Consider the following 23074-nt stretch of genomic DNA (forward strand, 5'->3'; position numbering starts at 1 on the left):
ACCATGAGCCGCACCGGACGCGTCGAACGCACCACCAAGGAAACCAAGGTCCTGGTCGAGATCGACCTCGACGGCACCGGCGTCGCCGACGTCTCCACCGGCGTCGGGTTCTTCGACCACATGCTGGACCAGCTCGCCAAGCACGGCCTGTTCGACCTCACCGTGCGCACCGAGGGCGACCTGCACATCGACACCCACCACACCATGGAGGACACCGCGCTCGCCCTGGGCGCCGCCTTCCGCGAGGCGCTCGGCGACAAGCGCGGCATCCGCCGCTTCGCCGACGCAAGGTGCCCCTGGACGAGGCCCTGGCCGAGGTGACCGTCGACGTGTCGGGCCGCCCCTACCTCGTGCACAGCGAGCCCGAGGGCATGGCGCCGACCATCGGCCGCGACTACGACACCACCATGACCCGCCACATCCTGGAGTCGTTCGTCGCCCAGGCGCGCGTGGCCCTGCACGTGCGCGTGCCCTACGGACGCAACGCCCACCACATCGTCGAGTGCCAGTTCAAGGCCCTGGCCCGGGCCCTGCGCGCCGCGACGGAGAACGATCCGCGCGTCACCGGCGTCCCGTCCACCAAGGGCGCCCTGTAGATGGACACCACCCTGTGGGGAGTGCTCCTCCTCGTCCTGGGCGGATTCCTCGTCGGGGGCGCGTACTCCCTGTGGAAGGCCAACCGGGCCCTCGCCGTCGGCCTCGGCGTGTGCGCGGCCCTGGCCGTGGCCGCCGGCGTGCTCCGGCTGGGCTACTTCTAGCGGAAAGGCAGGCTTCATGCCGTCACGAGTGGTCGTCTTCGACTACGGATCGGGCAACCTGCGTTCGGCGCAGCGCGCCATGGAGCGCACCGGCGCGGACGTGACCGTCACCTCTGACCCGCACGCCGCCCTCGACGCGGACGGGCTCGTCGTCCCCGGCGTGGGCGCGTTCAGCGCCTGCATGTCCAGTCTGCGCGCGGCGGGCGGCGACCGGATCATCGGCAAGCGCGTGGCCGGGGGCCGCCCCGTCCTGGGCATCTGCGTGGGCATGCAGGTCCTCTTCGAGCGCGGCGTCGAACAGTCCGACGTCCGCGCCGAGGACGTCGCCACCGAGGGCTGCGGCGAGTGGCCCGGCACCGTCGAGCGCCTGCGCGCGCCGGTCGTCCCGCACATGGGCTGGAACACCGTCCGTCCGCCCGGGGACACCCGTCTCCTCGCCGGGATCGGCGCCGGGGACCGCTTCTACTTCGTGCACTCCTACGCCGTGCGCACCTGGGAGTTCACGCCCACCAACGAGCGCATCCCCGCTCCGGGGGTGACCTGGTCCGAGCACGGCGAGCCGTTCGTGGCCGCGGTCGAGAACGGACCCCTGTGCGCCACCCAGTTCCACCCGGAGAAGTCCGGCGACGCGGGCGCCCGCGTGCTGGCCAACTGGGTGGGCACGCTCGGGTGACCCCAGGCACCCCACTCACTCCTCAGTACCGACCACGGGAAGGTTCCATGACTGACACCGCGCCGTCCACCGCACTCGAACTGCTGCCCGCCGTGGACGTGTCGGGCGGGCAGGCCGTCCAGCTCGTCCAGGGCGAGGCGGGCTCCGGCGGACGCTACGGAGACCCGCTCACCGCCGCCGCGCGATGGCAGGAGGCCGGAGCCGAGTGGATCCACCTGGTGGACCTCGACGCCGCCTTCGGCCGCGGCCACAACCGGGACCTGCTGCGCGAGATCGTCGGCCGGCTGGACGTGAAGGTGGAGATGTCCGGCGGCATCCGCGACGACGAGTCGCTCGCCGCCGCCCTGGCCACCGGCTGCGCCCGCGTCAACATCGGCACCGCGGCCCTGGAGAACCCCGAGTGGTGCGCCAAGATCATCGCCGAGCACGGGGACCGCATCGCCATCGGCCTGGACGTGCGCGGCACGACCCTGGCCGCCCGCGGCTGGACCCGCGAGGGCGGTGACCTGTTCACCACCCTGGAACGTTTGGAGTCGCAGGGCTGCGCCCGCTACGTGGTCACCGACGTCAACAAGGACGGCACGCTCAAGGGTCCCAATCTCGACCTGCTGCGCTCGGTGTGCGCGCGCACCGGCAAGCCCGTCGTGGCCAGCGGCGGCGTGTCCAGTCTCGACGACCTCACCGCCATCGCCTCGCTCGTCCCCGAGGGTGTGGAGGGCGCCATCATGGGCACGGCCCTGTACGAGGGCGCCTTCACCCTGGAGGACGCCCTGGCCGCGGTGCGGGGGGAGCGGTCGTGAGCCTCGCGGTCCGAGTCATCCCCTGCCTGGACGTGGACGCCGGGCGGGTCGTCAAGGGCGTCAACTTCGAGAACCTGCGCGACGCGGGCGATCCGGTCGAACTCGCGGGCGCCTACGACGCCGGCGGCGCCGACGAGCTCACGTTCCTCGACGTCACCGCGTCCAGCGGCGACCGGGAGACCACCTACGACGTGGTGCGCCGCACCGCAGACCAGGTGTTCATCCCGCTGACCGTCGGCGGCGGCGTGCGCACGGCCGAGGACGTCGACCGCCTGCTGCGCGCGGGCGCGGACAAGGTCGGCGTCAACACGGCCGCCATCGCCCGCCCCGAGCTCATCGGGGAGATCGCCGAGCGCTTCGGCCGCCAGGTCCTGGTGCTGTCCGCCGACGTGCGCCGCGTCCGCGACGGCGACCGGCCCACGCCGAGCGGCTTCGAGGTGACCACCCACGGCGGACGAAGGGGCACCGGCGTCGACGCCCTGGAGTGGTGCGAGCGCGCCGCCGGCCTCGGCGCGGGGGAGATCCTGCTCAACTCCATGGACGCCGACGGCACCAAGGAGGGCTTCGACCTGGAGCTCATCCGCGGCGTGCGGGCGCGCGTGGACGTTCCGCTCATCGCCTCCGGGGGAGCCGGGGCCGTCGAGCACTTCGCCCCGGCGGTCGCCGCGGGGGCGGACGCGGTCCTGGCCGCGACCGTCTTCCACTTCGGCGAGTTCACCATCGCGACGTCAAGGCGAGCCTGCGCGAGGCCGGGTACCCCGTGCGCTGACCCCGGCCGCCCAGCCGCGGAAGCGCGGAGGGAGCCGCGTCCCACCCGTCGGTGGGACGCGGCTGCCTCGCGTTCGCGGGACGCGGAGGTGAACGATTCGCGCCCGGTGCCCGTCCCACGGAGTGACAGTAGACCGTCCACACGGGAGGGAGCACCCCCATGCGCACACATATCCGTCTGACCGCCCCGATCACGGCCGGGTTCCTGGCGTTGGCCTTCGCCTGGTCACTCTCGTCGCCCCGTCGTCGGCCGCGGCCAGGGACCTGCCCGCGACCCCCCTACCCGTCCCCGCCCACGGCCCGGGCCCCTGGCCCGAGTACGGACCCGATGACGCCGACGTCGACATCGCCGTCGCCAAGATGCTGCTCATCGAGATCGGGTTCGACCCGCACATGGACCTGAACCGCCCGATCCCCTTCGACGCCCAGATGGGCCACGCCGTCCGCGCCTATCAGGAGTACGCGGGCATCGCCCAGACCTCGCGGCTGGACGCGGCGACCTGGGAGGCGCTGAGCGCGGACACGTTCGGGCTGTACCGGCGCGGCTCCAGCGGTCTGGTCGTCGAGGCGATCCAACGCCTGCTCAACGCCAAGTACGCGCTCCACCTCGTCGAGGACGGCCTGTACGGGCCGCGGACCGAGGCCGCGGTGCGCGGCGCCCAGGACGACCTGGGCGTCGCGGTCGACGGCGTCGTCGGCCCGGACACCTTCCGCGCCCTGATCTCCTACCAGGACTACGACCGCTGACGCCTGCCCCGGTGCCGCCCGCGGCCACGCGGAACGCGCCCCCGCGCCACGTGGCCGACCACACCCCGCAACCGGGCGAAACCGGCGGAATAGCCCCGACACGCCCGGCGCTGAAACAACTCGGTGGAACCTGTCGGCACCCGCGGATAGGTTGACCGACGAACGCCCCGCCCGCCTCCGGCACGACCGGAGTCTCGCGGGGCGTCATCGGTCGGCCCCACTCGGGCCGACCCGCACGCACAGGTGAACGGGGAGCGTATGGCGCAGGCAACGACGACCGCGGAACAACGCGAGCGGGAGGGCTCCGCCCCACCCGGCGGCGACCACACCCGCGTCTTCACCCGCGGCCTGCGCGTCCTGGCGCCGCCATCCGCACCGAACCCTGGGTGTTCCTCGTCGCCGTCGTCGGAGCCATGCTCCACGCCGCGGTCACCGTCGGCTCCGCCTCCGTCCTCGGACACCTCACCGACAACACGATCCTGCCCGCCTTCGAGAGCGGGGCCACCACCGCGGCCGCCCTCACCGGCGCGGCGGCGCTGCTGCTCGCCGTCGGACTCGGCAAGGCCGTCGGCCTGGCCCTGCGCCGCCTCTTCGCCGGACTCATGCAGTTCCGCATGCAGGCCCGCTTCCGCCGCGCCGTCGCCCGCAAGTACCTCGACCTCCCCCTGGCCTGGCACCACCGTCACCCCACCGGACAGCTGCTCTCCAACGCCAACGCCGACGTCGAGGCCGCCTGGCAGCCGCTCGCACCCCTGCCCATGGCCGTCGGCTCCGTGTTCATGCTCGGCACGGCCGCCCTCGCCATGGTCGTCACCGACCCCGTCCTCGCCCTGGTGGCCTTCGTCGTCTTCCCGGTGCTCACCGCCGCCAACGTCGCCTTCCAACGCCGGGTCTCGCCCATGGCCTCCCGCGCCCAGGCGCTGCGCGCCGAGGTCAGCGGCGTCGCCCACGAGTCCTTCGACGGCGCGCTCGTCGTCAAGACCCTCGGCCGCGAGGACACCGAGACCGAACGCTTCACCGAGGCCGCCCACCGCCTGCGCGACGCCCTCATCCAGGTCGGCCGGATGCGCTCCCTGTTCGACCCCTTCACGGAGGCCCTGCCCAACCTCGGCGTCCTGGCCGTACTCCTCCTGGGCATGTGGCGGATGTCCACCGGCGCCATCGACCCCGGCGAGCTCGTCCAGATCGCTACCTGTTCACCCTCATGGCGCTGCCGATCCGCTCCTTCGGGTGGATCCTGGGCGACCTGCCCCGCAGCGTCGTGGGCTGGGACCGCGTCCAGTCCGTCCTGCACGCCGAGGGCGGCATGCGCCACGGCGGGCGCACCCTGGAGGCCGCGCCGACCGGCGTCGCCCTCACCGCGCGCGACGTGACCTTCTCCTACGCCGACGGCTACGACGCCGACGGCCGCGTCCGCGACCTCATGGACGCCACCGACGACCGGGCCCGCACCACCGTCCTGAACGGCGTCGACCTCGACATCGCCCCCGGCCGCACCGTCGCCCTCGTCGGACCCACCGGGTCGGGCAAGTCCACGCTGACCACCGTGCTCATGCGCCTGGTCGACCCCGACTCCGGCACCGTGGCCCTCGACGGCGTCGACGCGCGCGAACTGGCCCGAGACCAGATCCCCCTGCACGCCGCCCTCGTCCCGCAGAGCACCTTCGTCTTCGAGGACAGCGTCCGCGACAACATCACCCTCGGCGCCGCCGGCATCGACGACGACCAGGTCTGGGCCGCCCTGCGTCTGGCCCGCGCCGACGGGTTCGTCCGCGAACTCGACGCGGGCCTCGCGCCCGACTCGGCGAGAAGGGCACCACCCTCTCCGGCGGTCAACGCCAGCGCCTCGCCCTGGCCCGTGCCGTCGTCCGCGGGCCCCGCCTGCTCATCCTCGACGACGCCACCTCGGCCGTCGACCCGCAGATCGAGGCGCAGATCCTCGCCGGACTGCGCGAACGCGACGACGCCGCCACCGTCGTCGTGGTCGCCTACCGCCGCGCCACCATCGAACTCGCCGACGAGGTCGTCTACCTGGAGGGCGGCCGCGTCCTGGCCCGGGGCACGCACGACGAGCTCCTGGCCGCCTCGCCCGGGTACACCAGGCTCGTCACCGCCTACGAACGCGCCTCGGCGGAGAACGGCGCCGGGGGCGCGCCGCCCACACCCGAGCAACCCGCTCCACCCGCCGCCCACCGCCAGCCCGTCGTCACCGAGGAGACCAGCCGATGAGCGCACCCGCCCAGCCCCGCACCGGGCAGCGGCCGGGCCCGGAGGCCGGCGACCGCGCGCGGGCCGAGCAGGTCGCCGCCCCCGCGCTCAGCCGCTCCCAGGACTCGGCCGTCCAGACCCTGCGCCGCGGACTCCAGCTGTCCCCGGAGTTCGCCCGCGGCCTGTGGCTGACCCTCGTGTTCGCCGTCGTGGCCACCGTGGGCAAGGTCATCGTCCCGGTCGCGGTGCAGCAGATCATCGACAACGGACTCTCCGGCCCGGACGGCCCCGACCTCGGCTTCGTCACCCGCATGGTCGCGCGTGCGCCGCCCTGCTCGTGCTCACCATGGTCTGCTCCTACCTGATGAACCTGCGCCTGTACCGGGCCACCGAGTCCGGGCTGGCCACCCTGCGCCGCAAGGCCTTCCGTCACGTGCACGACCTGTCCGTGCTCACCCAGAACAGTGAACGCAAGGGCGCCCTGGTCTCCCGCGTCACCGGTGACGTCGACCAGATCAGCACCTTCATGCAGTGGGGCGGACTGCTGCTCATCGTCAGCACCGGGCAGCTGCTCGTGGCCACCACCCTCATGGCGGTCTACTCCTGGCAGCTCACCCTCGTGGTGTGGATCTGCTTCCTGCCGCTGCTCTTCGGCGCCCGTTGGCTCCAGAAGCTGCTCTCCCGCGCCTACCTCAGGGTCCGCGAACGCACCGGCGACATGCTCGGCGTCATCGGCGAGACCGTCATGGGCGCCGCCGTCATCCGCGCGCACGGCACCGAGGAGCGCACCGCGCGGCGGATCGACACCACCGTCCTGGACACCCGCCGCGCCCAGGTCCGGGCCCAGCGGCTGTCCATGGCCGTGTCGCCCTTCGCCGAGATCGTCGCGGCCGTCGGCAACGTCGCCGTCGTCCTGGTGGGCGTCTGGCTCGGCATCGACGGCCAGCTCACCGCCGGCGAGCTCGTCGCCTTCCTCTTCCTCATGACCCTGTTCGTCATGCCGATGATGATGGCCACCGAGATCTTCAACGAGGCGCAGAACGCCATCGCCGGGTGGCGCCGCGTCCTGGGCGTCCTCGACACCGTCCCCGACATCGCCGACCCCGGCGAGGCCGGGCACGTGCTGCCGCGCGGCCCCGTCAGCGTCCACTTCGACGACGTCACCTACGCCTACCCCGACGGCCCGGTCGTCCTCGACGCCGTCGACGTGCGCATCGACCCCGGCACCCGCCTGGCCGTCGTCGGAGAGACCGGCTCGGGCAAGACCACCTTCGTCAAGCTCCTCACCCGCCTGATGGACCCGGTGGACGGCCGGGTCCTCCTCGACGACGCCGACCTGCGACAGGTGGCGTTCTCCTCGCTGCGCAGCCGCGTCGTCATGGTGCCCCAGGAAGGCTTCCTGTTCGACAGCTCCCTGGGCGACAACATCCGCTTCGCCCGCCCCGAGAGCACCGACGCCGAACTGGAGGCGGCCATCGCCGAACTCGGCCTCACCGACTGGCTCGCCAGCCTCGCCCACGGCCTGGACACCCCGGTCGGGCAGCGCGGCGAGTCCCTGTCGGCGGGCGAACGGCAACTCGTCGCCCTGGTGCGCGCCTACGTCGCCGACCCCGACCTGCTCGTCCTGGACGAGGCCACCTCCGCCGTCGACCCGCACACCGAGGTGCGCATCCAGCGCGCCCTGGACCGGCTCACGCGCGGGCGGACCTCCGTGGCCATCGCCCATCGCCTGTCCACCGCCGAGGCCGCCGACCGCGTCCTCGTCTTCGACCAGGGGCGCATCGTCCAGAGCGGGACCCACGAGGAACTCGTCGGCCGACCCGGCGTCTACGCCGACCTGTACGCCTCCTGGGTGCGCTCCTCGGCCTGACCCGGGCCGCTCCCGCGGGGGAGCCGGGTCACGCCCGGACCCGTGCCACCAGTGCGCCGCCACCAACTCCGCCACCAGCGGCTCCACCAGCAGGTTGACGTCCGGGTCCGTGTCACCCGGGTACCGCACGGTCAGCTCCGCCCCCGGAACGCTCTGCCGCCCGGGGGTGGGGCCCACGGCCACGAACCGGCCCCGGAGCTGCCCCAGGTGCTCGGCGAACCGCTCGTCGTAGGCCGAACCGGCGAACAACAGCGCGCGGTAGTCGGTCACCGCCGCCAGGAACCGGTCGGTGTGCGACCACTCTCCGGTCTCGACCGCGTGCGCCGCCCGCACCGGGCCGCCGCGCAGCACCCGAACCCCCTGCCCCGCCGACGACAGCCGCTCCGCCGGAGCCACCAGGTGCACACCGTCCGGGGAGTCCACGCCCGCGCCGCCGCCGGAACCCACCGGGGCGCCTCGGCCAGCAACGCGCGGGTCGCGTTGGCCGCCCTGTGCAGCAGCCCGGGGAAGTTCCGGCTGCTCCCCGACACGGGCGCGCCCAGGCGGTGTCCCAGCAACAGGGTCAGCGCCACCGCGTGCTGGAAGGCCCGGCACCCCAGCCCGGCGGACTCCGTGCCCGCGTGCAACGGCACCACCAGGTCCGCCAGTTTCGTCACCACCGCGTCTGGATCGGGCGTGAGAACGATCACCGGCGACCGCGCGACGTAGCGGTCCAAGGCCGTGCACAGTTCACGTTGGCCGCCGCCCAGACTCACCCCCACCACCAGCGTCTCCGGCCCGGCCGGGGGCTCCTCCGCGGACGAGGCGTGCTCCGCGCTCGCCGCGACGCCCGCCCTGCGCAGCCGCGCCGCCGCCGTCTCGCACACGTGCCGGGCCGCGCCCAGGCCGAGCAGCCGCACCGCCGCGGGCTCGTCCTCCAGCAGCGCGGGCAGCGCCGCGTACGGGTCCCAGCGGGGGAAGCGTTCGGCCAGCGCGGTCAGTACGGCGGGCTTGTCCGCCAGGTCGGCGGACAGGGACTCGGCGGTCACGGGACTCCCATCGTGCGGGACCGTCGGAACGGGACGGTGACGGACGCACGAACTCTACGCCTCGCGCCGCCGCGCCGACGCCGACGCGAAAGGCCGGGCCGGTGCGCGACGGCGGCGAGGCGGCCATAACCTGGGGAACATGAGCGTCTCCAGTCTCGACCCGGACATCGCAGCGCGCCTGAAGCGGACCCCGGACGGGCTCGTGCCCGCCGTCGTGCAGCAGCACGACACCGGGGAGGTCCTCATGCTCGCCTGGATGGACGACGAGGCACTCCACCGCACCCTGACCACCGGCGCCGCCACGTACTGGTCGCGCAGTCGCGGCGAGTACTGGGTCAAGGGCGCCACCTCCGGGAACACCCAACGTGTGGTGTCGGTCGCACTCGACTGCGACGGCGACACCCTTCTGGTCCGCGTCGACCAGTCCGGGGCCGCCTGCCACACCGGCGACCGCACGTGCTTCGACACCGGACGGCTCCTGTGAGTGGTGCCGAATCCCGCACCCGAGCGCGCCGCGAGTACGCCGTCGCCACCCTGGCCCTGGCCGCCGGCGGGGGGCTGCTGCTCGCCGCCGGCGGGCGGCTCTGGGCCTCTGGTGAGTTCACCGTGCCCGGCCCCGTCGCGCCCGCGCCCGTCGAACTCACCGGAGCGACCTGACCGGCGCCCTCTCGGGGATCGGTTGGGCGGCGCTGGCCGCGGTCGCGGGTCTGTACGCCAGCCGCGGGTGGGCGCGCCGCGTCGTCGGAGCGCTCGTCGCCCTGGGCGGTGCCGGCGCGCTCGTCGCCGTGTGGACCGCCACCCGGCCCGGGGCGCTGACGGCCGCGCTCGCCGACCGCGCCGCCGAGACCGCCGGCGCGGCGCAGGCCTCGGCCGACCCGCGGCTGCTGGTCCTGGGGCCGCTCATGGCGGCCGGGGGGGCGCTGCTCGTCGCGCTCGTGGGAACGTTCGCGGCCCTACGCTCCCCCGCATGGCCGGGTATGGGGACCCGGTACGATCGGGACGCCACACCGCGTTCGACCCGGGCGGACACACCCGCCGACCTGTGGAGATCGTTGGACTCCGGTGACGACCCCACCCTGGACGGCCAGGAGGGCGCCGTCGTCACCGACGCCGCCGACACCGCGGACGGCGCCGCACCCGCACCGCTGGCAGCACGGCCAGCCGAACCGAAGGAGAGCCACTGATGGCTGACGAACACCACGACGACCACGGCAACACCGTCTCCGCCTGGTTCCTCACCCTCTCCTGGATCGTCGCCTGGTCCGTCGCCGGATTCGCCATCGTCTTCGGGGGCGGGCTGGTCGTGTGGACCGGGATCGCCCTCGGCCTGAGCGTGGTGTTCGCCATCATCGCCGGTGTGATGAAGAAGGCGGGGCTGGGCCGCAGGGAGCCGCGACCGGTTCCGCCCACGCGCGAGCAGTGGGAGGCCGCGCGCGAGGCCGAGACGGGGAACCCGACCGCCAACCGTGAGGTCGCGGCCACCGCGGGCAAGGCCTGAGTCGTCCCCCACCACGGGCGGTTCGTACAGCTCACAACGTGTGCGTAACGAAAAATGGACGCGGATCCGGTGGGGCGGGCACATTCTCCGCACCGGACCGGCCCACCGTGCCGGGTTCCACTGGTTGGTGTCTGACCGATCTGGCATGATTTGCGCGTGCGGCGTGCGTATCCGCCGGTCCATCAACCCTGCCCCCGCATCGGACCCTCCGTGCTGGCGCGCCGCAACTTCCCTTCAGCCCGCTTCAGGAAAGACGTTTCGATCATGAGTTACGGTCCCCCGCCCCCCCGGCGGCTACGGCGCGATGCCGCCCGGCGGCGGCTCCACCGGTGAGCGCCCGAAGAACTACCTGGTGCACAACATCCTCGGCATCTTCGGCTGCGGCGTCATCGGCATCATCGGTCTGATCTTCGCGATCCAGGTCAACAGCAAGTGGGATTCCGGTGACTACGCGGGCGCCGAGTCCTCCGCCAAGGTCGCCAAGATCCTGGGGATCATCGGGCTGGTCGCATTCATCCTCGCGGCCGTCTTCTGGGTCCTGTACATCATCTTCGGGGTGATGCTGGTCGGGGCCACCGCCACGAGCGGCAACTGAGCCAGGGCGCATCCGCGCGCTCCTGCCCCCGGCCACCTCGGTGTACGGGGGCAGACGCCTTCCTCCGACCGGTACCGAATCGCCGCTCCCACCCGAACACGTAGGCTGGTGCCCGTGCGACCACAGACCGACCGGCCCGCGAGCCCCCGACTCCCCAACGCCGCCCCCCACTCCCTCGCCGACCGGATACGCCGCCGTGTCCAGTCACTGCACCCGGTCGTCTGGCCAGTCGGGTTCGGTGCGCTGGGGCTGGTCGGGGCCACGCTCCTGCACTTCGTGGACCCCAACGAGCCCGGGAACTACCCCACCTGCCCCTGGCTGCTGCTGACGGGGACGCAGTGCCCGGGCTGCGGCACGATGCGCGCCGTCGCGCTCGTGACCCACGGGGACGTGCTCGGGGCCGCCAGCATGAACCCCCTGCTCGTGTTCGGCTTCGCGCCGTTCCTGGCCTACAGCTACGTGCGGTGGTTCGGCGACAGCCTCCGACGCCGCACGAGCCCCCGCAGAGCCGCTCCCCTGTGGTTCCACTGGACCCTCATCGTCTCGATCCTCGCGTTCTGGGTGCTGCGCAACCTGCCCTGGTTCGACTTCCTGGCCCCGGGGGTTCCGCTCCTCCCAGGCTGGTGACCCGCGCGACCACGCCCCGACCGGGAACCCGCGCCAGGTCCCCCGCGTCCAAGAAGCACCTACGATCCGAAGGAACACCGCATGAGCTACGGTCCCCCTCCGCACGACGGTTACGGCACCGGCGGGTACGGCGCGACGCCGCCCCCCGCCCCAGAGCCGCCCAAGAACTACCTCGTGCACAACATCCTGGGCATCCTCAGCTGCCTGACGCCGGTGGGGATCATCGGCCTCATCTTCGCTCTCCAGGTCAACAGCAAGTGGACCATGGGCGACTACACGGGCGCGGAGGAATCCGCCAAGGTCGCCAGGATCATGGGGATCATCAGCCTCATCGCGTTCATCGTCGGTCTCGTCGGCCTGGTGCTGTACATCCTCTTCATCGTGTTCATCATCGGCGTGGCCGCCACGGCGCCGACCACGTCCTAGCCGCCGACACCCACGCCCTCGACGGCGCCCCGCCCACACCGGGGGAGGGGCGCCGTCCGCGCGGGGCCACGGAACTCCGACCCGCCTCACCCGGGGCCGACGACCCCGTACGCGCCGAGGGTGGATACGATGACCAGCAACACGGTGCGTGCGCGGTCGACCGGTCCCTCCACGCAGCCGAGCCCGTGAACTCGGGTCCGACCACCGAGACCGGCCACACCACGAGGGAGCGGTAACTGGTGAGCGTGCTCGACGAGATCCTCGACGGAGTACGCGCTGACCTGGCACGGCGGCAGGAGGCCCTGCCACTGGAAGCCCTCAAGGCCCGAGCCGAGTCAGCGCCCACTCCGCAGGACGCCGAGGCCGCACTGCGCCGTCCCGGCGTGCACGTGATCGCCGAGGTCAAACGCGCCAGCCCCTCCAAGGGGCCGCTCGCGGCCATCGCCGACCCGGCCGCCCTGGCCCGCGACTACGAGGCCGGCGGCGCCACCTGGATCAGCGTCCTCACCGAGGAACGCCGCTTCCAGGGCAGCCTCGCCGACCTGGACGCCGTGCACAAGGCCGTCGACACCCCGCTGCTGCGCAAGGACTTCGTCGTCAGCTCCTACCAGCTGTGGGAGGCCCTCGTCCACGGCGCCTCCGCCGTCCTGCTCATCGTCGCCGCCCTGCCCCAGGAGGCCCTGGTCTCCCTGGTGGAGCGGGCCCGATCGCTGGGCCTGACACCCCTGGTCGAGGTGCACGACGAGGATGAGGTCGCGCGGGCCCTCGACGCCGGGGCGACCGTCATCGGCGTCAACGCACGCAACCTGAGGACCCTGGAGGTCGACCGGGACACCTTCGCCCGGCTCGCCCCCCTCATCCCCGCCGACCGCGTCAAGATCGCCGAGTCCGGGGTACGCGGCCCGCACGACCTGCTGGCCTACGCCGGTTCCGGAGCCGGAGCCGTCCTCGTCGGAGAGAGCCTCGTGCGCGGCGGGAACCCGCGCGAGGCCGTCGCCGACCTGGTGACCGCCGGCGCCCACCCCGCCCTGCGCGACCGGAACTAGCGCACCGCGATGGTGACGACGATGGCCAAGCCGCTCCGCCTCGGTCGCCGATGGCGATGGCGATGGCTCTAGGGAACCCGCGCGCCTGAGCCCCGGGTTCCCGAAACCGCGTTGCCCCAACAGCCCGAAGCGCGCCGCCCACCGCGGGGCGCGGCCGGTCGGCGCGCGGGCCCCGAGGCCGTGCCCGGGGCGCGCACAGCGGTCGGCCCCCTACCAGGAGACCCATCCATGAGCCACGACCAACCCGTGCCCGACGCGCGCGGGCACTACGGCCGCTACGGCGGCAGGTTCGCCCCCGAGGCGCTCATCGCCGCACTCGACGAGGTCGAGTCCGAGTGGGACAAGGCCCGACGGGACCCCGCCTACCTCGCCGAGCTCGACGAGCTCCTGCGCAGCTACACCGGCCGTCCCAGCCCGGTCACCGACGCCCGCAACTTCTCGCAGCACTGCGGCGGGGCGCGGATCCTCCTCAAGCGCGAGGATCTCAACCACACCGGCTCGCACAAGATCAACAACGTGCTCGGCCAGGCCCTGCTCACCAAGCGCATGGGCAAGACCCGGGTCATCGCCGAGACCGGCGCCGGACAGCACGGCGTGGCCACCGCCACCGCCTGCGCCCTGCTCGGCCTCGACTGCGTCATCTACATGGGCGAGGAGGACACCCGTCGCCAGGCGCTCAACGTCGCCCGCATGCGCATGCTCGGCGCAGAGGTCGTCCCCGTCACCATCGGCAGCCGCACGCTCAAGGACGCCATCAACGAGGCGTTCCGCGACTGGGTGGCCAACGTCGACCGCACCCACTACCTGTTCGGCACCGTCGCGGGCCCGCACCCCTTCCCCAAGCTCGTGCGCGACCTGCACTTCGTCGTCGGCAAGGAGGCCCGCGCCCAGGTCCTGGAGCTCACCGGGAAGCTGCCCGACGCGGTCGCCGCGTGCGTGGGAGGCGGCTCCAACGCCATCGCGATCTTCGCGGCCTTCATCCCCGACGAGTCCGTAGCGCTGTACGGGTTCGAGGCCGGGGGCGACGGCGCGCAGACCACCCGGACCGCCGCCTCCATCACCGCGGGCAGCCCCGGCGTCTTCCACGCGCCCGCACCTACGTGCTCCAGGACGAGTTCGGGCAGACCCTGCCCAGCCACTCCATCTCCGCAGGGCTGGACTACCCGGCCGTGGGTCCCGAGCACGCCCACCTCGCCGACACCGGGCGAGCCGCCTACGAACCCATCACCGACGCCGAGGCCATGGAGGCCTTCCGGCTGCTGTGCCGCACCGAGGGCATCATCCCCGCCATCGAGAGCGCGCACGCCCTGGCCGGAGCCCGCAAGCTCGGCGAACGCCTCGGCCCCGACGCCGTCATCCTGGTCAACCTGTCCGGGCGCGGCGACAAGGACGTCGACACCGCGGCGACCTACTTCGGTCTCGTGGACCCGGAGGGACAGCGATGACGACCACCGCCCTGCGCACCACCCTGGCCGCGGCCCGCGAGGCCGACCGGGCCGCGCTCATCGGCTACCTCCCCGCGGGCTTCCCCGACGTCGCCTCCTCCATCCGGGTCATCGAGGCCATGGTCGAGGGCGGCTGCGACGTCATCGAGGTCGGTCTGCCCTACTCCGACCCGATGATGGACGGCCCCACCATCCAGCGGGCCGCCGACCGCGCCCTGTCCGCCGGAACCACCACCGAGGACGTGTTCCGCGTCGTGGAGGCCACCGCCGCGACCGGCGCCGCCGCCGTGGTCATGTCCTACTGGAACCCGATCGAACGCTACGGCGTCGACCGGTTCGCCGAGCGGCTCGCCAAGGCGGGAGGCGCCGGGGTGATCACCCCCGACCTCATCCCGGAGGAGGCCGACGCGTGGGTCGCGGCCTCCGACGCCGCCGGGCTCGACCGGATCTTCCTCGTCGCGCCCTCCTCCACCGAGCGGCGCCTGGCCCTGACCACCGACGCCTGCACCGGCTTCGTGTACGCGGCCTCGCTCATGGGCGTCACCGGCACCCGCACCCAGGTCGCCGACACCGCGGAGACCCTCGTGCGGCGCACCCGCGAGGTGACCGCCGCCTCCGGGCTGCCGGTCTGCGTCGGGCTGGGGATCTCCACCGGCGCCCAGGCCGCCGAGGTCGCCGCCTACGCCGACGGCGTGATCGTCGGGGCCGGGTTCTGCCAGCGCGTCCTGGACGCGCCCGACCTGGAGACCGGGCTCATCGCGGTCCGCTCCTTCGCCGAGGAACTCGCCGCGGGGGTGCGCTCGCGCGGCTGACCCCTCCCCGGCCGCGACGGTGGGCCGTCCCCGCTCGCGGGGGCGGCCCACCGTCGTCGTGGCGGGCCCGCGAGTGGGGGCCCGGTCCACGAGACGGGGTGAGAAGGGTGAGAATCCGGTGAGAGAGCGGCCCTCATCTCCCGCGTGAGGCCTGATCCGCCCGGGTGGGTGGTGAGATGGGAGACCAGGGGACATGACGCCGGGTGCCCAGGTGGAACGGGTTGTGCACAGCCCAGCGTAACGAGTCGCCCACAGCGAGTAGGATCAGTGGTGCGACTCCGAGACACACACCACGTACCACACGTCACCCGACCGACCGGTCCGCCACCTCCCGAAGGCCCAACACGATGGACACAGCCGAGACGACCTCCGCACCGCCCGCCCGCGACCGCACCCCCACCTGGCGGACCGTCCAACCCTGGCTCACGCTGGCCTGCAGGGTGGGGCTCGCCGTGGTCCTCATCACCGCCGCCGTGAGCAAGTACCCGCCCGCGCTGTCGGTCCAGGCGGTCGAGGCCTACGACCTCCTCCCCACCGACCTGGCCAGGCTCATCGGGTACACCCTGCCCCTGTTCGAACTCGCGCTCGCCGTCCTGCTCCTGGTGGGACTCGCCACCCGCTACGCCGCGGCCGCCACCACGCTGCTCATGATCGTGTTCATCGCGGGCATCGTCTCGGCCATGGCCCGCGGGCTGAGCATCGACTGCGGGTGCTTCGGCGGAGGCGGGCAGGTCGACCCGGAGGAGACCACCTACGGCCTGTCCATCGCGCGTGACATCGGCTTCGCGGCCCTGGGCGCGTTCATCGCGGTCTGGCCCCGATCGCCCTTCGCCCTCGACCGCCCCCTGGGACTGTTCCGGTGACCCCGGACACCCCCGAGGCCGTCGACCACGTCCAGTAGCAGAAAAAGGAAGCAAACATGGGGAGTGCAGCCCGCCAGCGTTCTCGCGAGCGGCTCAAGGAGCAGCGGGAGAAGGACAAGCGCAAGGCCTCGCGCATGCGGACCCTCGCCGTCGTGGGGGCAGCCGCCGGAGTGGTCGTCCTCATCGTCGGGATCGGGTACGCCGTCCTCAACTCCGACCGCAGCGGCTCGGAGTTCGACGGCGCCCTCGCCCCGCAGGTCGTCCAGGATGACGGCAGCGTCGTCATGGCCCAGTCGGGGGTCCAGGCTCCCGTCGTCGAGGTCTACGCCGACTACCAGTGCCCCGCCTGCCGCCAGTTCGAACTGCTCAACGGCGACGTGCTCAAGGAGACCGCGGCCTCGGGCGAGGCCATCGTCCACTTCCGCCCGGTCAGCATCTTCGCCCAGCAGCCCGTGCCGATCAGCAGCAACTCACTGCGCGCCGGAGCGGCCGCCCGCGCCGCCGCCGACCACGGTGTCTTCGTCGAGTTCAACGACCTCCTCTTCGCGAACCAGCCCACCGAGGGCGCGGCCGGGTTCACCACCGACGAACTCAAGGAGTGGTTCGGCGAGACCGGGGCCTCCGAGGAAGCCGCCGCTGCCTTCGGCGAACGCGTCGACTCCGAGGCCGCCGTCGTCACCCAGTTCACCGAGGACTACCTGCCCGCCCTGACCGAGGACGCCGTCGAACAGATCGGCCAGGAGAACCTCAGCACCATGGTCCTGAGCGATCTGCTGGCCTGGGGCGCCGAGCACGGACACGACCCGTCCTTCCTGGACGGGACCTACACGGGCGAGATCATCGACGCCACCGGGACGGCCTACACTCGCTACAGCGGAGACAACGCGTTCCGCGCCACACCCTCCGTGTACATCAACGGTGAGCTGCTCGACAACAGCACCGCCATGACGGTCCGCGGCCTCAACGGAGCGATCGAGGACGCGAGCGCCGGCGAGGTCCAGACCGAGCCGTTGGCCGACGCGGGCGGCGCGGAGTAGCCACCCAAGACATCCCCCCGCGTGCGGGGCGAACCCGAGAGCAGAGAAGTGACTTTGTCGTCGACAGCTTCCGAGGGCGCGGCCGGGCTCGGCCGCGCCCTCGCGGCCATCCCCAGTCCTCAGGTGAACTCGATCCCCATCGGTCCGCTGGAGATCCACTTCTACGCCCTGTGCATCCTCGCGGGTGTGATAGTCGCGGTGTTCTGGAGCGAGCACCGGTGGGCGGCGATGGGGGGTGAGAAGGGCACCATCCTCGACATGGCCGTGTGGGCCGTCGTCCTCGGCCTGATCGGCGGTCGCCTCTACCACGTCATCAGCGACGCCCAGCTGTACTTCGCGCCCGGACGCGAACCCGTCCGCGCCCTGTACGTGTGGGAGGGCGGCCTCGGCATCTGGGGCGCGATCCCCATGGGCGCGCTCGGCGTGTACCTGGTGGCCCGCAAGCGCGGGCTGTCGATGTCCAAGCTGTCGTTCGCCATCGCCCCCACGCTGCCCCTCGCCCAGGCGATCGGCCGGTGGGGCAACTACTTCAACCAGGAGCTCTTCGGCCGCCCCACCGACCTGCCGTGGGCGCTGGAGATCTACCCCTACCCCGAGGGCGGGCTCCGCCAGGGCATGCTCCCCGGGGAGACCGCCTACCACCCCACCTTCCTCTACGAGTCCCTGTGGTGCCTGGGCCTGGCCGTCCTCCTCGCCTACCTCGGCCGCCGCTACGAGGACAAGCTCCAGGGCGGGCGCCTGTTCGCGCTCTACGTCATGGGCTACTGCGCGGGCCGCTTCTGGATCGAGTACCTGCGCATCGACCCCGCCAACGACTTCCTCGGCATGCGCCTGAACAACTGGACCTCCATCGTGGTCTTCGTCGGCGCCCTGGCCTACTTCGTCTGGGCGGGCCGCCGCATCGACTCCTTCTCCAGCGCCGTCGTCCCGCACGGCCACGACGCCGGCACCCAGGTGATCGGCGCCACGGCCAAGGACGAGACCGTCGAGGAGAGCACCGTCTACAGCGCCGTGGAGCCCGAGGAGCCGGGTCCTGGCTCCGCGACCTCGGACTCCACCGAGGCGGGCACGGAATACCACCCCAGCCCTGAGCGATCTAGTAGCGAGGGCTCCGCGGAGGACGACGCCGGCGACACGGGAACGGACTCCGGGGCCAAGCCCCAGTAGGGTCACCGGCCTGACGGTTGGCCGGACGCGTCCGGCCACACCGCGCGGTGCGCCCCGTTCCCACCGATCAGACCACGGGTTGACGATTGAGAAGGACCGTGAGCAGAGCTGAGTCCGGTCACCGCCGGAGAAGTCGCCGCGGCGGTCGGCGCCGCGAAGAGGACACCAACGTCGAGGAGCATGCCGAGGACCGGGGTCAGGACGTCGTCCGGGAGGACGACTACGACCCGGACGAGGACTTCTCCGCCGAGTACGGCCACACGCACACCCGTGCCGAAGCCGAGGCGGAGCACGACGAGCACGACGAGCACGACGACACCGCGCCCGCTGGCGACGACACCGGGGGACGGCGCTCCCGCGGTTCCCGCCGCAAGAGGGACGGGGACGACCGCGGCGACCCCAACCGGCGCGGAGGCGTCGACCGCGTCTCCGCCTTCTCCGCCGCCGCGATCAAGCGTGTCTCGGTCCTGGGCGAGCGACCCAACCAGATCGTGTACACGCTCGCCGAGCAGAGCAAGCGCAAGCGCGGCACCGCAGTGCTGGGCGGCTTGATGGGGGCCTTCGGCGTCGCGCTCGTCGCCCTGCTCGGGCTGTTGCTCTACCAACTGTTCAGCCCTGGCGGCGGCGCGCTCGCCCAGGGCGAGAACAGCATCGTCGCCCCGCCCGAGGGACACGGGACGCTCACACCCGAGCAGTTCCTGTTGGGAGCCAACCTCAAGGACACCTTCGGCCCCATTGACGAGCGCCCCGAGGGCGCCGAACCGATGACCGAGGACCTCGTCTTCGGCGACGCCGAGGATCCCGAGGTCAACGGTATGGAGCTGACCCTCAGCGAGGGCCGGGTCACCGACTCGTGCACCTCGCTCGTGTGGGGCGAGGACCTGGGACAGAGCCTGATCGACGCCAACTGCTCCGGGGCCGCCACCGGCGTCTACACCGACCCCGACGAGGAGTACGTCGCCCAGGTGGTCCTGTTCGACCTGGCCGACGCCGAGGGCGCCACCCGGGTGGCCCGAGCCCTGGACCCGAACGACACCCAGACCGGCGCTGGGTTCCTGCTGGCCGACACCGGTGAGGTGCCCGGGCTGAACGAGGGCTACAGCCAGGCCTCCACACAGGTCATGGGCCACTACCTGGCCGTGTCCTGGGTCGCGCGCACCGACGGCTCCCCGCCCGGGGACGACACCGACATGGCGTCGGTGAGCGTCGCCGCGATGGGCACCGTGCTGCTTCCCTACGAGGAGGTCGTCGCCAGGACCCAGGCGGAGGAGTGAACGCTGTCTGGGGTCGTCGGGCGCCCCGATAGGATCGCGGACGGATCGACCCGCGCGGGGGCGCCTTCGGACGCCCGCACACCGTCCGGTGGGCCGGTGCCCGAGCACCGGCCGGCCCGTGCGCGCGGCCCTCGATCCGACCGTCGACGTCCAGACATTCGAGGCCCGATGTACCCGGAACCCAACAGGCGATCCCTTCCCCGGGGCGCCGCGCAAGATCCAGCCCAGGCACCGGCGTCCGGCACCGTGGCGAACCGCACGCGGGGCGGCGACCCCGACGGGGCGCCAGACGGGCGGAGCGCGCGTTCGGGCGGCCGCCGTCGCGGGGGCGGCAGGCGCAAGCGGGAGCCGCGCCGTCGCGGGCCCCTCCTGCTGATCGTCCTGGCCGTCGCAGTCGCTCTGGCACTCGTCGCGTCGGCGCCGTGTTCCTCCTGCGGTCCCCGGACGACGCGGGAGGGGACGCCGCTCCCGTCCAGACGCGGCCGGCCGCGTACACCGTCCGCGACATCGGTGACGGCAGCAGCGTGAACGCCGTGCTCGCCTCCCGTGAGGACGACAGCCTCGCGCTCAACGAGGGCGAGCTGTTCGAGGGACACAACGCGCAGATCGCCAACGCCGACGAGACCATCGTGTTCGCCCTCAGGGACTCGGACCTGACCGAGGATTGCTCGACGGCGGTGTGGGGACAGGAGCTCGCCGCCGCCGTCGAGGCCGCCGGGTGCACCCAGGTGGGCCGCGCCACCTACGTGTCGGACACCTACTTCGCCGTCACCGCCGTGTTCAACCTGGCCGACGTCGAGGCCAGCCGCGCGCTCGCCGCCACCATGGTCGACCCCGCGGAGGCCGCGGAGGGCGAGGGCGCCGACGCCGCCGTCCGCGGGTTCGTGCTCGCCCCGTCCGGCGCCGACCCCTTCGACCGCCTGGGCGAGGGGTACAGCGCCAGCGACGCGATCGTCAGCGGCCACTACCTCATCCTGGTCTGGGTCCAGCCCACCTCCTCCGAGTCGGTGGACGACCGGGTCAGTCTGGCCGGGCCCCTCGTGGCGCTGTCCAACGTGAACGACCCGCTGCTGCGCAGGGTCGGATGGGTCGGGGACGGTGACACCGACGAGGAAACCGACGGCGCCGACACCACAGGGACGACGGACACCACAGGGACGACGGACGGGGCCGGGGCCACGGGCGCCGGCGGCGCCGGGACGACCGGCACGAACTAGGCGTCCCACGCGGGTCGCCGCCGACCCCCACCCGACGAGGGCCCGGGACCAGTTCAACCACCCCGGGCCCCGCACGTGTTCACCCCTCGGACTCCATCCGCTCGATCAGTTCCTCCACCACGCCGCGCAGCCCTGCCAACCGGTGCTCCGGCAGATCCAACAGCGTGTGCCCGGACAGCCAGCCCGGCGTGGAGGCCACCGCGTGCCGCGACGCGCGCTTGTTCGTCGGCCGCCCCGTCCACGCCGCGACCTCGGTCAGTCCGCCGCGCAGCGTCGCCCGCAGCATCCCGTGCGCGCGCTCCTGCGCGTGGACCATCAGGCGGTCCACCGCCGACTCCGCCTCCGCGCTCCGAGTGAACCGCACCGCCGTCAAGTTCCGGGCCCCGAACCCCCGCAGGAACCGCACCTCGAACCGCGGCTCCACCATCGCGCGCAGCGCCCGCTGCCCCGCCTCGTCCCGTACGGCCGCCGCGGCGGACGGCACCAGCGCGTACAACGTGTCCGACGCCGCCGCCAGCGCCGCCCGCGCCACCAGCCGGTCCCACCCGGCGGTGAGGTTGACCACCGCGTGCTCGGTCGCCGAGGTCGGCGCGCCGATCCACGTCGACAGCCGGACCCGGCCGCGTCCGCGGCGACGTCCTTGGGCCACTCGCCGACCAGGGTCAGCGTCCTGGGATCCGCCGTGCCGCCGAGGTCGTCGAGCACGGCCCCGACCACCGACTCCGCCCGCTCGGCGTCCAGACCGCCCCGCGCCTCCTTGGCGTTGACCCCCTGGCTGTACACCCGCGCGGAGTCCCCCGACGCCGCGGGCGCGGTCCTCGACAACGGCCGCAGGACGTACAGGTCCGAGGCGGCCCCGATCGACTCGGCCCCCTGGTAGCGGTTGAAGTCCGGCCAGACCGCCTCGATCAACAGGTCCATCCGCACCATCCGCGCCTGTGTCGCCGCCGCCAACCGCGGAGTGGTCTCGCTGGCCCCGTAGGCGACCAGCACCCGGCCCCGCCGCGGATCGGCCATCCCCTCCAGGCCCCGCCGGACGAACAACTCCACGCCGTCAGGGGTGTACGGCGGATCGGTGAAAACCACGTCGGCACAGCCGCGCAACGGCGACGGCAGGCCCAGACGCAGGTCCGCGAAGTGCGTGCGCACCGGCAGGTCCTCGCGCTCGGCCACCGCTTCGACGTGCGCCAGCACCCGCTCGTCGACGTCCACGACCTCCGCGCGCGCCCGAGGGCAGACCAACGTCAGCGCCAGCGCGGTCAGGTCGTGGTCGCCCACGCACAGCAGCACCCGGTCCTCAAGGTCGAACCGGGTGCGCAGGAACAGCGCGCGTCGCAGCGCCGTCTCCGCGGTCGCCGCGACGTGGTCCAGGTTCGGATCGGACGCGGGCCCCTCGGACACCGCCCGAGTGAGCACCGCGCCCGCGCGCGCGTACCTCGCGAGGAGGTGGGCCACCGGGTCGGCGAGATCGTCGGCCACCGCGCCCCGGTAGTCGGCGGGGTGGACCAGACGCACCCTGCGCCGCCCGTCCCCCGTCTCGCTGTCGAGCTCCTCGGCCTCGTCCAGGGCGCCGAGCGCGGCCGCCACGACCGCGTGGGCGACCCCGGTGGCCCGCACGAGGTCGTTGGCGCTCCACCAGCGGCCGTCCGAGAGCAGCGCGAGCACGCGGCGGACCCGGGGCGCGTCCACGCCCCGTTCCACCAGCAGTCGCAATGCCGCCGCGGGCAACGGGTCGGAGCGTTGCGAGGGGGCCGGAACCGGTGCTCGTGGGACGGGGGCGGTCGGGTACGCGTGCGCGGCGCCGGGGCGGTCCGCGCCGGGGGAAGTCGGGTGTCCTGCCATGCCCCGATCGTCCCACGTGCGGGCGGTGGGGATGGAATCGCAGGTCAGGGCGGTTCATGGTGGATGAGGGAGATATCACTCACCAGCGCCGGGAGGAGCCCTTGGAGCTGACGTTCGCACCGGGGTAATGTGTCGGTGCGGAGCGCCACGTGTGCGAACCGGAGCGGAGGGATCCCGACCACTAGTCGGGGTTTTATCCACTTTGGGAGGTTTAGCAGGGTTCCCGCGTGGAACAACGCCTACGCCAGCCCTCATCGGAAGGACAACTCCGAGAGGGACCCGCGCCGCCTCCCGCAGGGAGGCACGACCTTTCCGTGAGGGCGCACCGCAGCTCCCTCTGGTCTAGACCTGCGATTCGCGTCGCGGCGGGACC

At 72.9% G+C, this 23074-nt stretch carries 16 protein-coding genes and 8 pseudogenes; 22 read left to right on the forward strand and 2 right to left on the reverse strand.

The features are described from left to right. Window positions 1-3 precede the first annotated feature (3 nt). From hisB to BJF83_RS06650, 8 genes and pseudogenes are all read left to right on the forward strand, one after another. A pseudogene (gene hisB, locus BJF83_RS06620) lies at window positions 4-596 on the forward strand (imidazoleglycerol-phosphate dehydratase HisB). After that, the gene (locus BJF83_RS27820; protein ID WP_187347106.1) at window positions 597-758 is read left to right on the forward strand and encodes a hypothetical protein; all 162 of its coding nucleotides are present in this window, start codon (window positions 597-599) and stop codon (window positions 756-758) included. A 16-nt stretch (window positions 759-774) separates the two neighbouring features. Next, a complete protein-coding gene (hisH, locus tag BJF83_RS06625) occupies window positions 775-1431 on the forward strand; it encodes an imidazole glycerol phosphate synthase subunit HisH (RefSeq protein ID WP_075925598.1) in 657 nt (218 codons plus the stop codon). A gap of 47 nt (window positions 1432-1478) precedes the next feature. Beyond that, on the forward strand, window positions 1479-2231 hold the full coding sequence (priA, locus tag BJF83_RS06630; RefSeq protein ID WP_075925599.1) for a bifunctional 1-(5-phosphoribosyl)-5-((5-phosphoribosylamino)methylideneamino)imidazole-4-carboxamide isomerase/phosphoribosylanthranilate isomerase PriA: 753 nt from the start codon (window positions 1479-1481) through the stop codon (window positions 2229-2231). Then, a pseudogene (hisF, locus tag BJF83_RS06635) lies at window positions 2228-3000 on the forward strand (imidazole glycerol phosphate synthase subunit HisF). The gene priA and the pseudogene hisF overlap by 4 nt, the downstream one beginning before the upstream one ends. Window positions 3001-3359: 359 nt before the next feature. Then, window positions 3360-3746, forward strand: a complete 387-nt coding sequence (locus tag BJF83_RS06640) for a peptidoglycan-binding protein (RefSeq protein ID WP_083678442.1) — start codon at window positions 3360-3362, stop codon at window positions 3744-3746. A 258-nt stretch (window positions 3747-4004) separates the two neighbouring features. Continuing rightward, a pseudogene (locus tag BJF83_RS06645) lies at window positions 4005-5975 on the forward strand (ABC transporter ATP-binding protein). After that, window positions 5972-7824 (forward strand): annotated as a pseudogene (locus BJF83_RS06650) (ABC transporter ATP-binding protein). Before BJF83_RS06645 ends, BJF83_RS06650 begins: the two co-directional pseudogenes overlap by 4 nt. Before the next feature lie 39 nt (window positions 7825-7863). Here the strand turns inward: BJF83_RS06650 and BJF83_RS06655 are convergent. Continuing rightward, a pseudogene (locus tag BJF83_RS06655) lies at window positions 7864-8852 on the reverse strand (SIS domain-containing protein); the annotation flags it as partial. A 139-nt stretch (window positions 8853-8991) separates the two neighbouring features. Here BJF83_RS06655 and hisI point away from each other — a divergent pair. The 14 genes and pseudogenes from hisI (at window position 8992) to BJF83_RS06725 (ending at window position 20859) form a co-directional block, all read left to right on the forward strand. Then, the gene (gene hisI / locus BJF83_RS06660) at window positions 8992-9336 is read left to right on the forward strand and encodes a phosphoribosyl-AMP cyclohydrolase (RefSeq protein ID WP_075925600.1); all 345 of its coding nucleotides are present in this window, start codon (window positions 8992-8994) and stop codon (window positions 9334-9336) included. Next, a pseudogene (locus BJF83_RS06665) lies at window positions 9333-10036 on the forward strand (Trp biosynthesis-associated membrane protein). The gene hisI and the pseudogene BJF83_RS06665 overlap by 4 nt, the downstream one beginning before the upstream one ends. Next, window positions 10036-10350 (forward strand): HGxxPAAW family protein, encoded by a 315-nt coding sequence (locus BJF83_RS06670; RefSeq protein WP_075925601.1) that lies wholly within the window; start codon window positions 10036-10038, stop codon window positions 10348-10350. Before BJF83_RS06665 ends, BJF83_RS06670 begins: the two are co-directional and overlap by 1 nt. 304 nt (window positions 10351-10654) lie before the next feature. Further along, window positions 10655-10945 (forward strand): CD225/dispanin family protein, encoded by a 291-nt coding sequence (locus BJF83_RS06675; protein ID WP_143831813.1) that lies wholly within the window; start codon window positions 10655-10657, stop codon window positions 10943-10945. A gap of 108 nt (window positions 10946-11053) precedes the next feature. Next, window positions 11054-11572: a DUF2752 domain-containing protein gene (locus BJF83_RS06680; protein WP_075925602.1), complete on the forward strand. Its 519-nt coding sequence runs from the start codon at window positions 11054-11056 to the stop codon at window positions 11570-11572. Window positions 11573-11653: 81 nt separating this feature from the next. Next, complete coding sequence (locus BJF83_RS06685; RefSeq protein ID WP_075925603.1) at window positions 11654-11998, forward strand: CD225/dispanin family protein; 345 nt, start codon at window positions 11654-11656, stop codon at window positions 11996-11998. Window positions 11999-12237: 239 nt separating this feature from the next. After that, the gene (trpC, locus tag BJF83_RS06690) at window positions 12238-13044 is read left to right on the forward strand and encodes an indole-3-glycerol phosphate synthase TrpC (protein ID WP_075925604.1); all 807 of its coding nucleotides are present in this window, start codon (window positions 12238-12240) and stop codon (window positions 13042-13044) included. A 228-nt stretch (window positions 13045-13272) separates the two neighbouring features. Beyond that, a pseudogene (trpB, locus tag BJF83_RS06695) lies at window positions 13273-14489 on the forward strand (tryptophan synthase subunit beta). Further along, window positions 14486-15301, forward strand: coding sequence for a tryptophan synthase subunit alpha (gene trpA, locus BJF83_RS06700; RefSeq protein ID WP_075925605.1), 816 nt, complete (start codon window positions 14486-14488; stop codon window positions 15299-15301). Before trpB ends, trpA begins: the two are co-directional and overlap by 4 nt. A gap of 347 nt (window positions 15302-15648) precedes the next feature. Then, complete coding sequence (locus BJF83_RS06705; protein WP_075925606.1) at window positions 15649-16164, forward strand: MauE/DoxX family redox-associated membrane protein; 516 nt, start codon at window positions 15649-15651, stop codon at window positions 16162-16164. Window positions 16165-16220: 56 nt separating this feature from the next. Next, complete coding sequence (locus tag BJF83_RS06710) at window positions 16221-17201, forward strand: thioredoxin domain-containing protein (RefSeq protein WP_075925607.1); 981 nt, start codon at window positions 16221-16223, stop codon at window positions 17199-17201. Between the two features lie 54 nt (window positions 17202-17255). Next, window positions 17256-18368 (forward strand): prolipoprotein diacylglyceryl transferase, encoded by a 1113-nt coding sequence (gene lgt, locus BJF83_RS06715; protein WP_075925660.1) that lies wholly within the window; start codon window positions 17256-17258, stop codon window positions 18366-18368. 98 nt (window positions 18369-18466) lie between these two features. Continuing rightward, entirely contained in the window at window positions 18467-19642 is a 1176-nt protein-coding gene (locus BJF83_RS06720) for a hypothetical protein (RefSeq protein ID WP_075925608.1), read from the forward strand. Between the two features lie 422 nt (window positions 19643-20064). After that, entirely contained in the window at window positions 20065-20859 is a 795-nt protein-coding gene (locus tag BJF83_RS06725; RefSeq protein WP_075925609.1) for a hypothetical protein, read from the forward strand. Between the two features lie 79 nt (window positions 20860-20938). On the opposite strand, the pseudogene BJF83_RS06730 reads toward BJF83_RS06725, so the two are convergent. Next, window positions 20939-22701, reverse strand: a pseudogene (locus BJF83_RS06730) (bis-aminopropyl spermidine synthase family protein). Window positions 22702-23074: the final 373 nt, after the last annotated feature.

This window comes from Nocardiopsis sp. CNR-923, assembly GCF_001942255.1.
Lineage (GTDB): Bacteria > Actinomycetota > Actinomycetes > Streptosporangiales > Streptosporangiaceae > Nocardiopsis.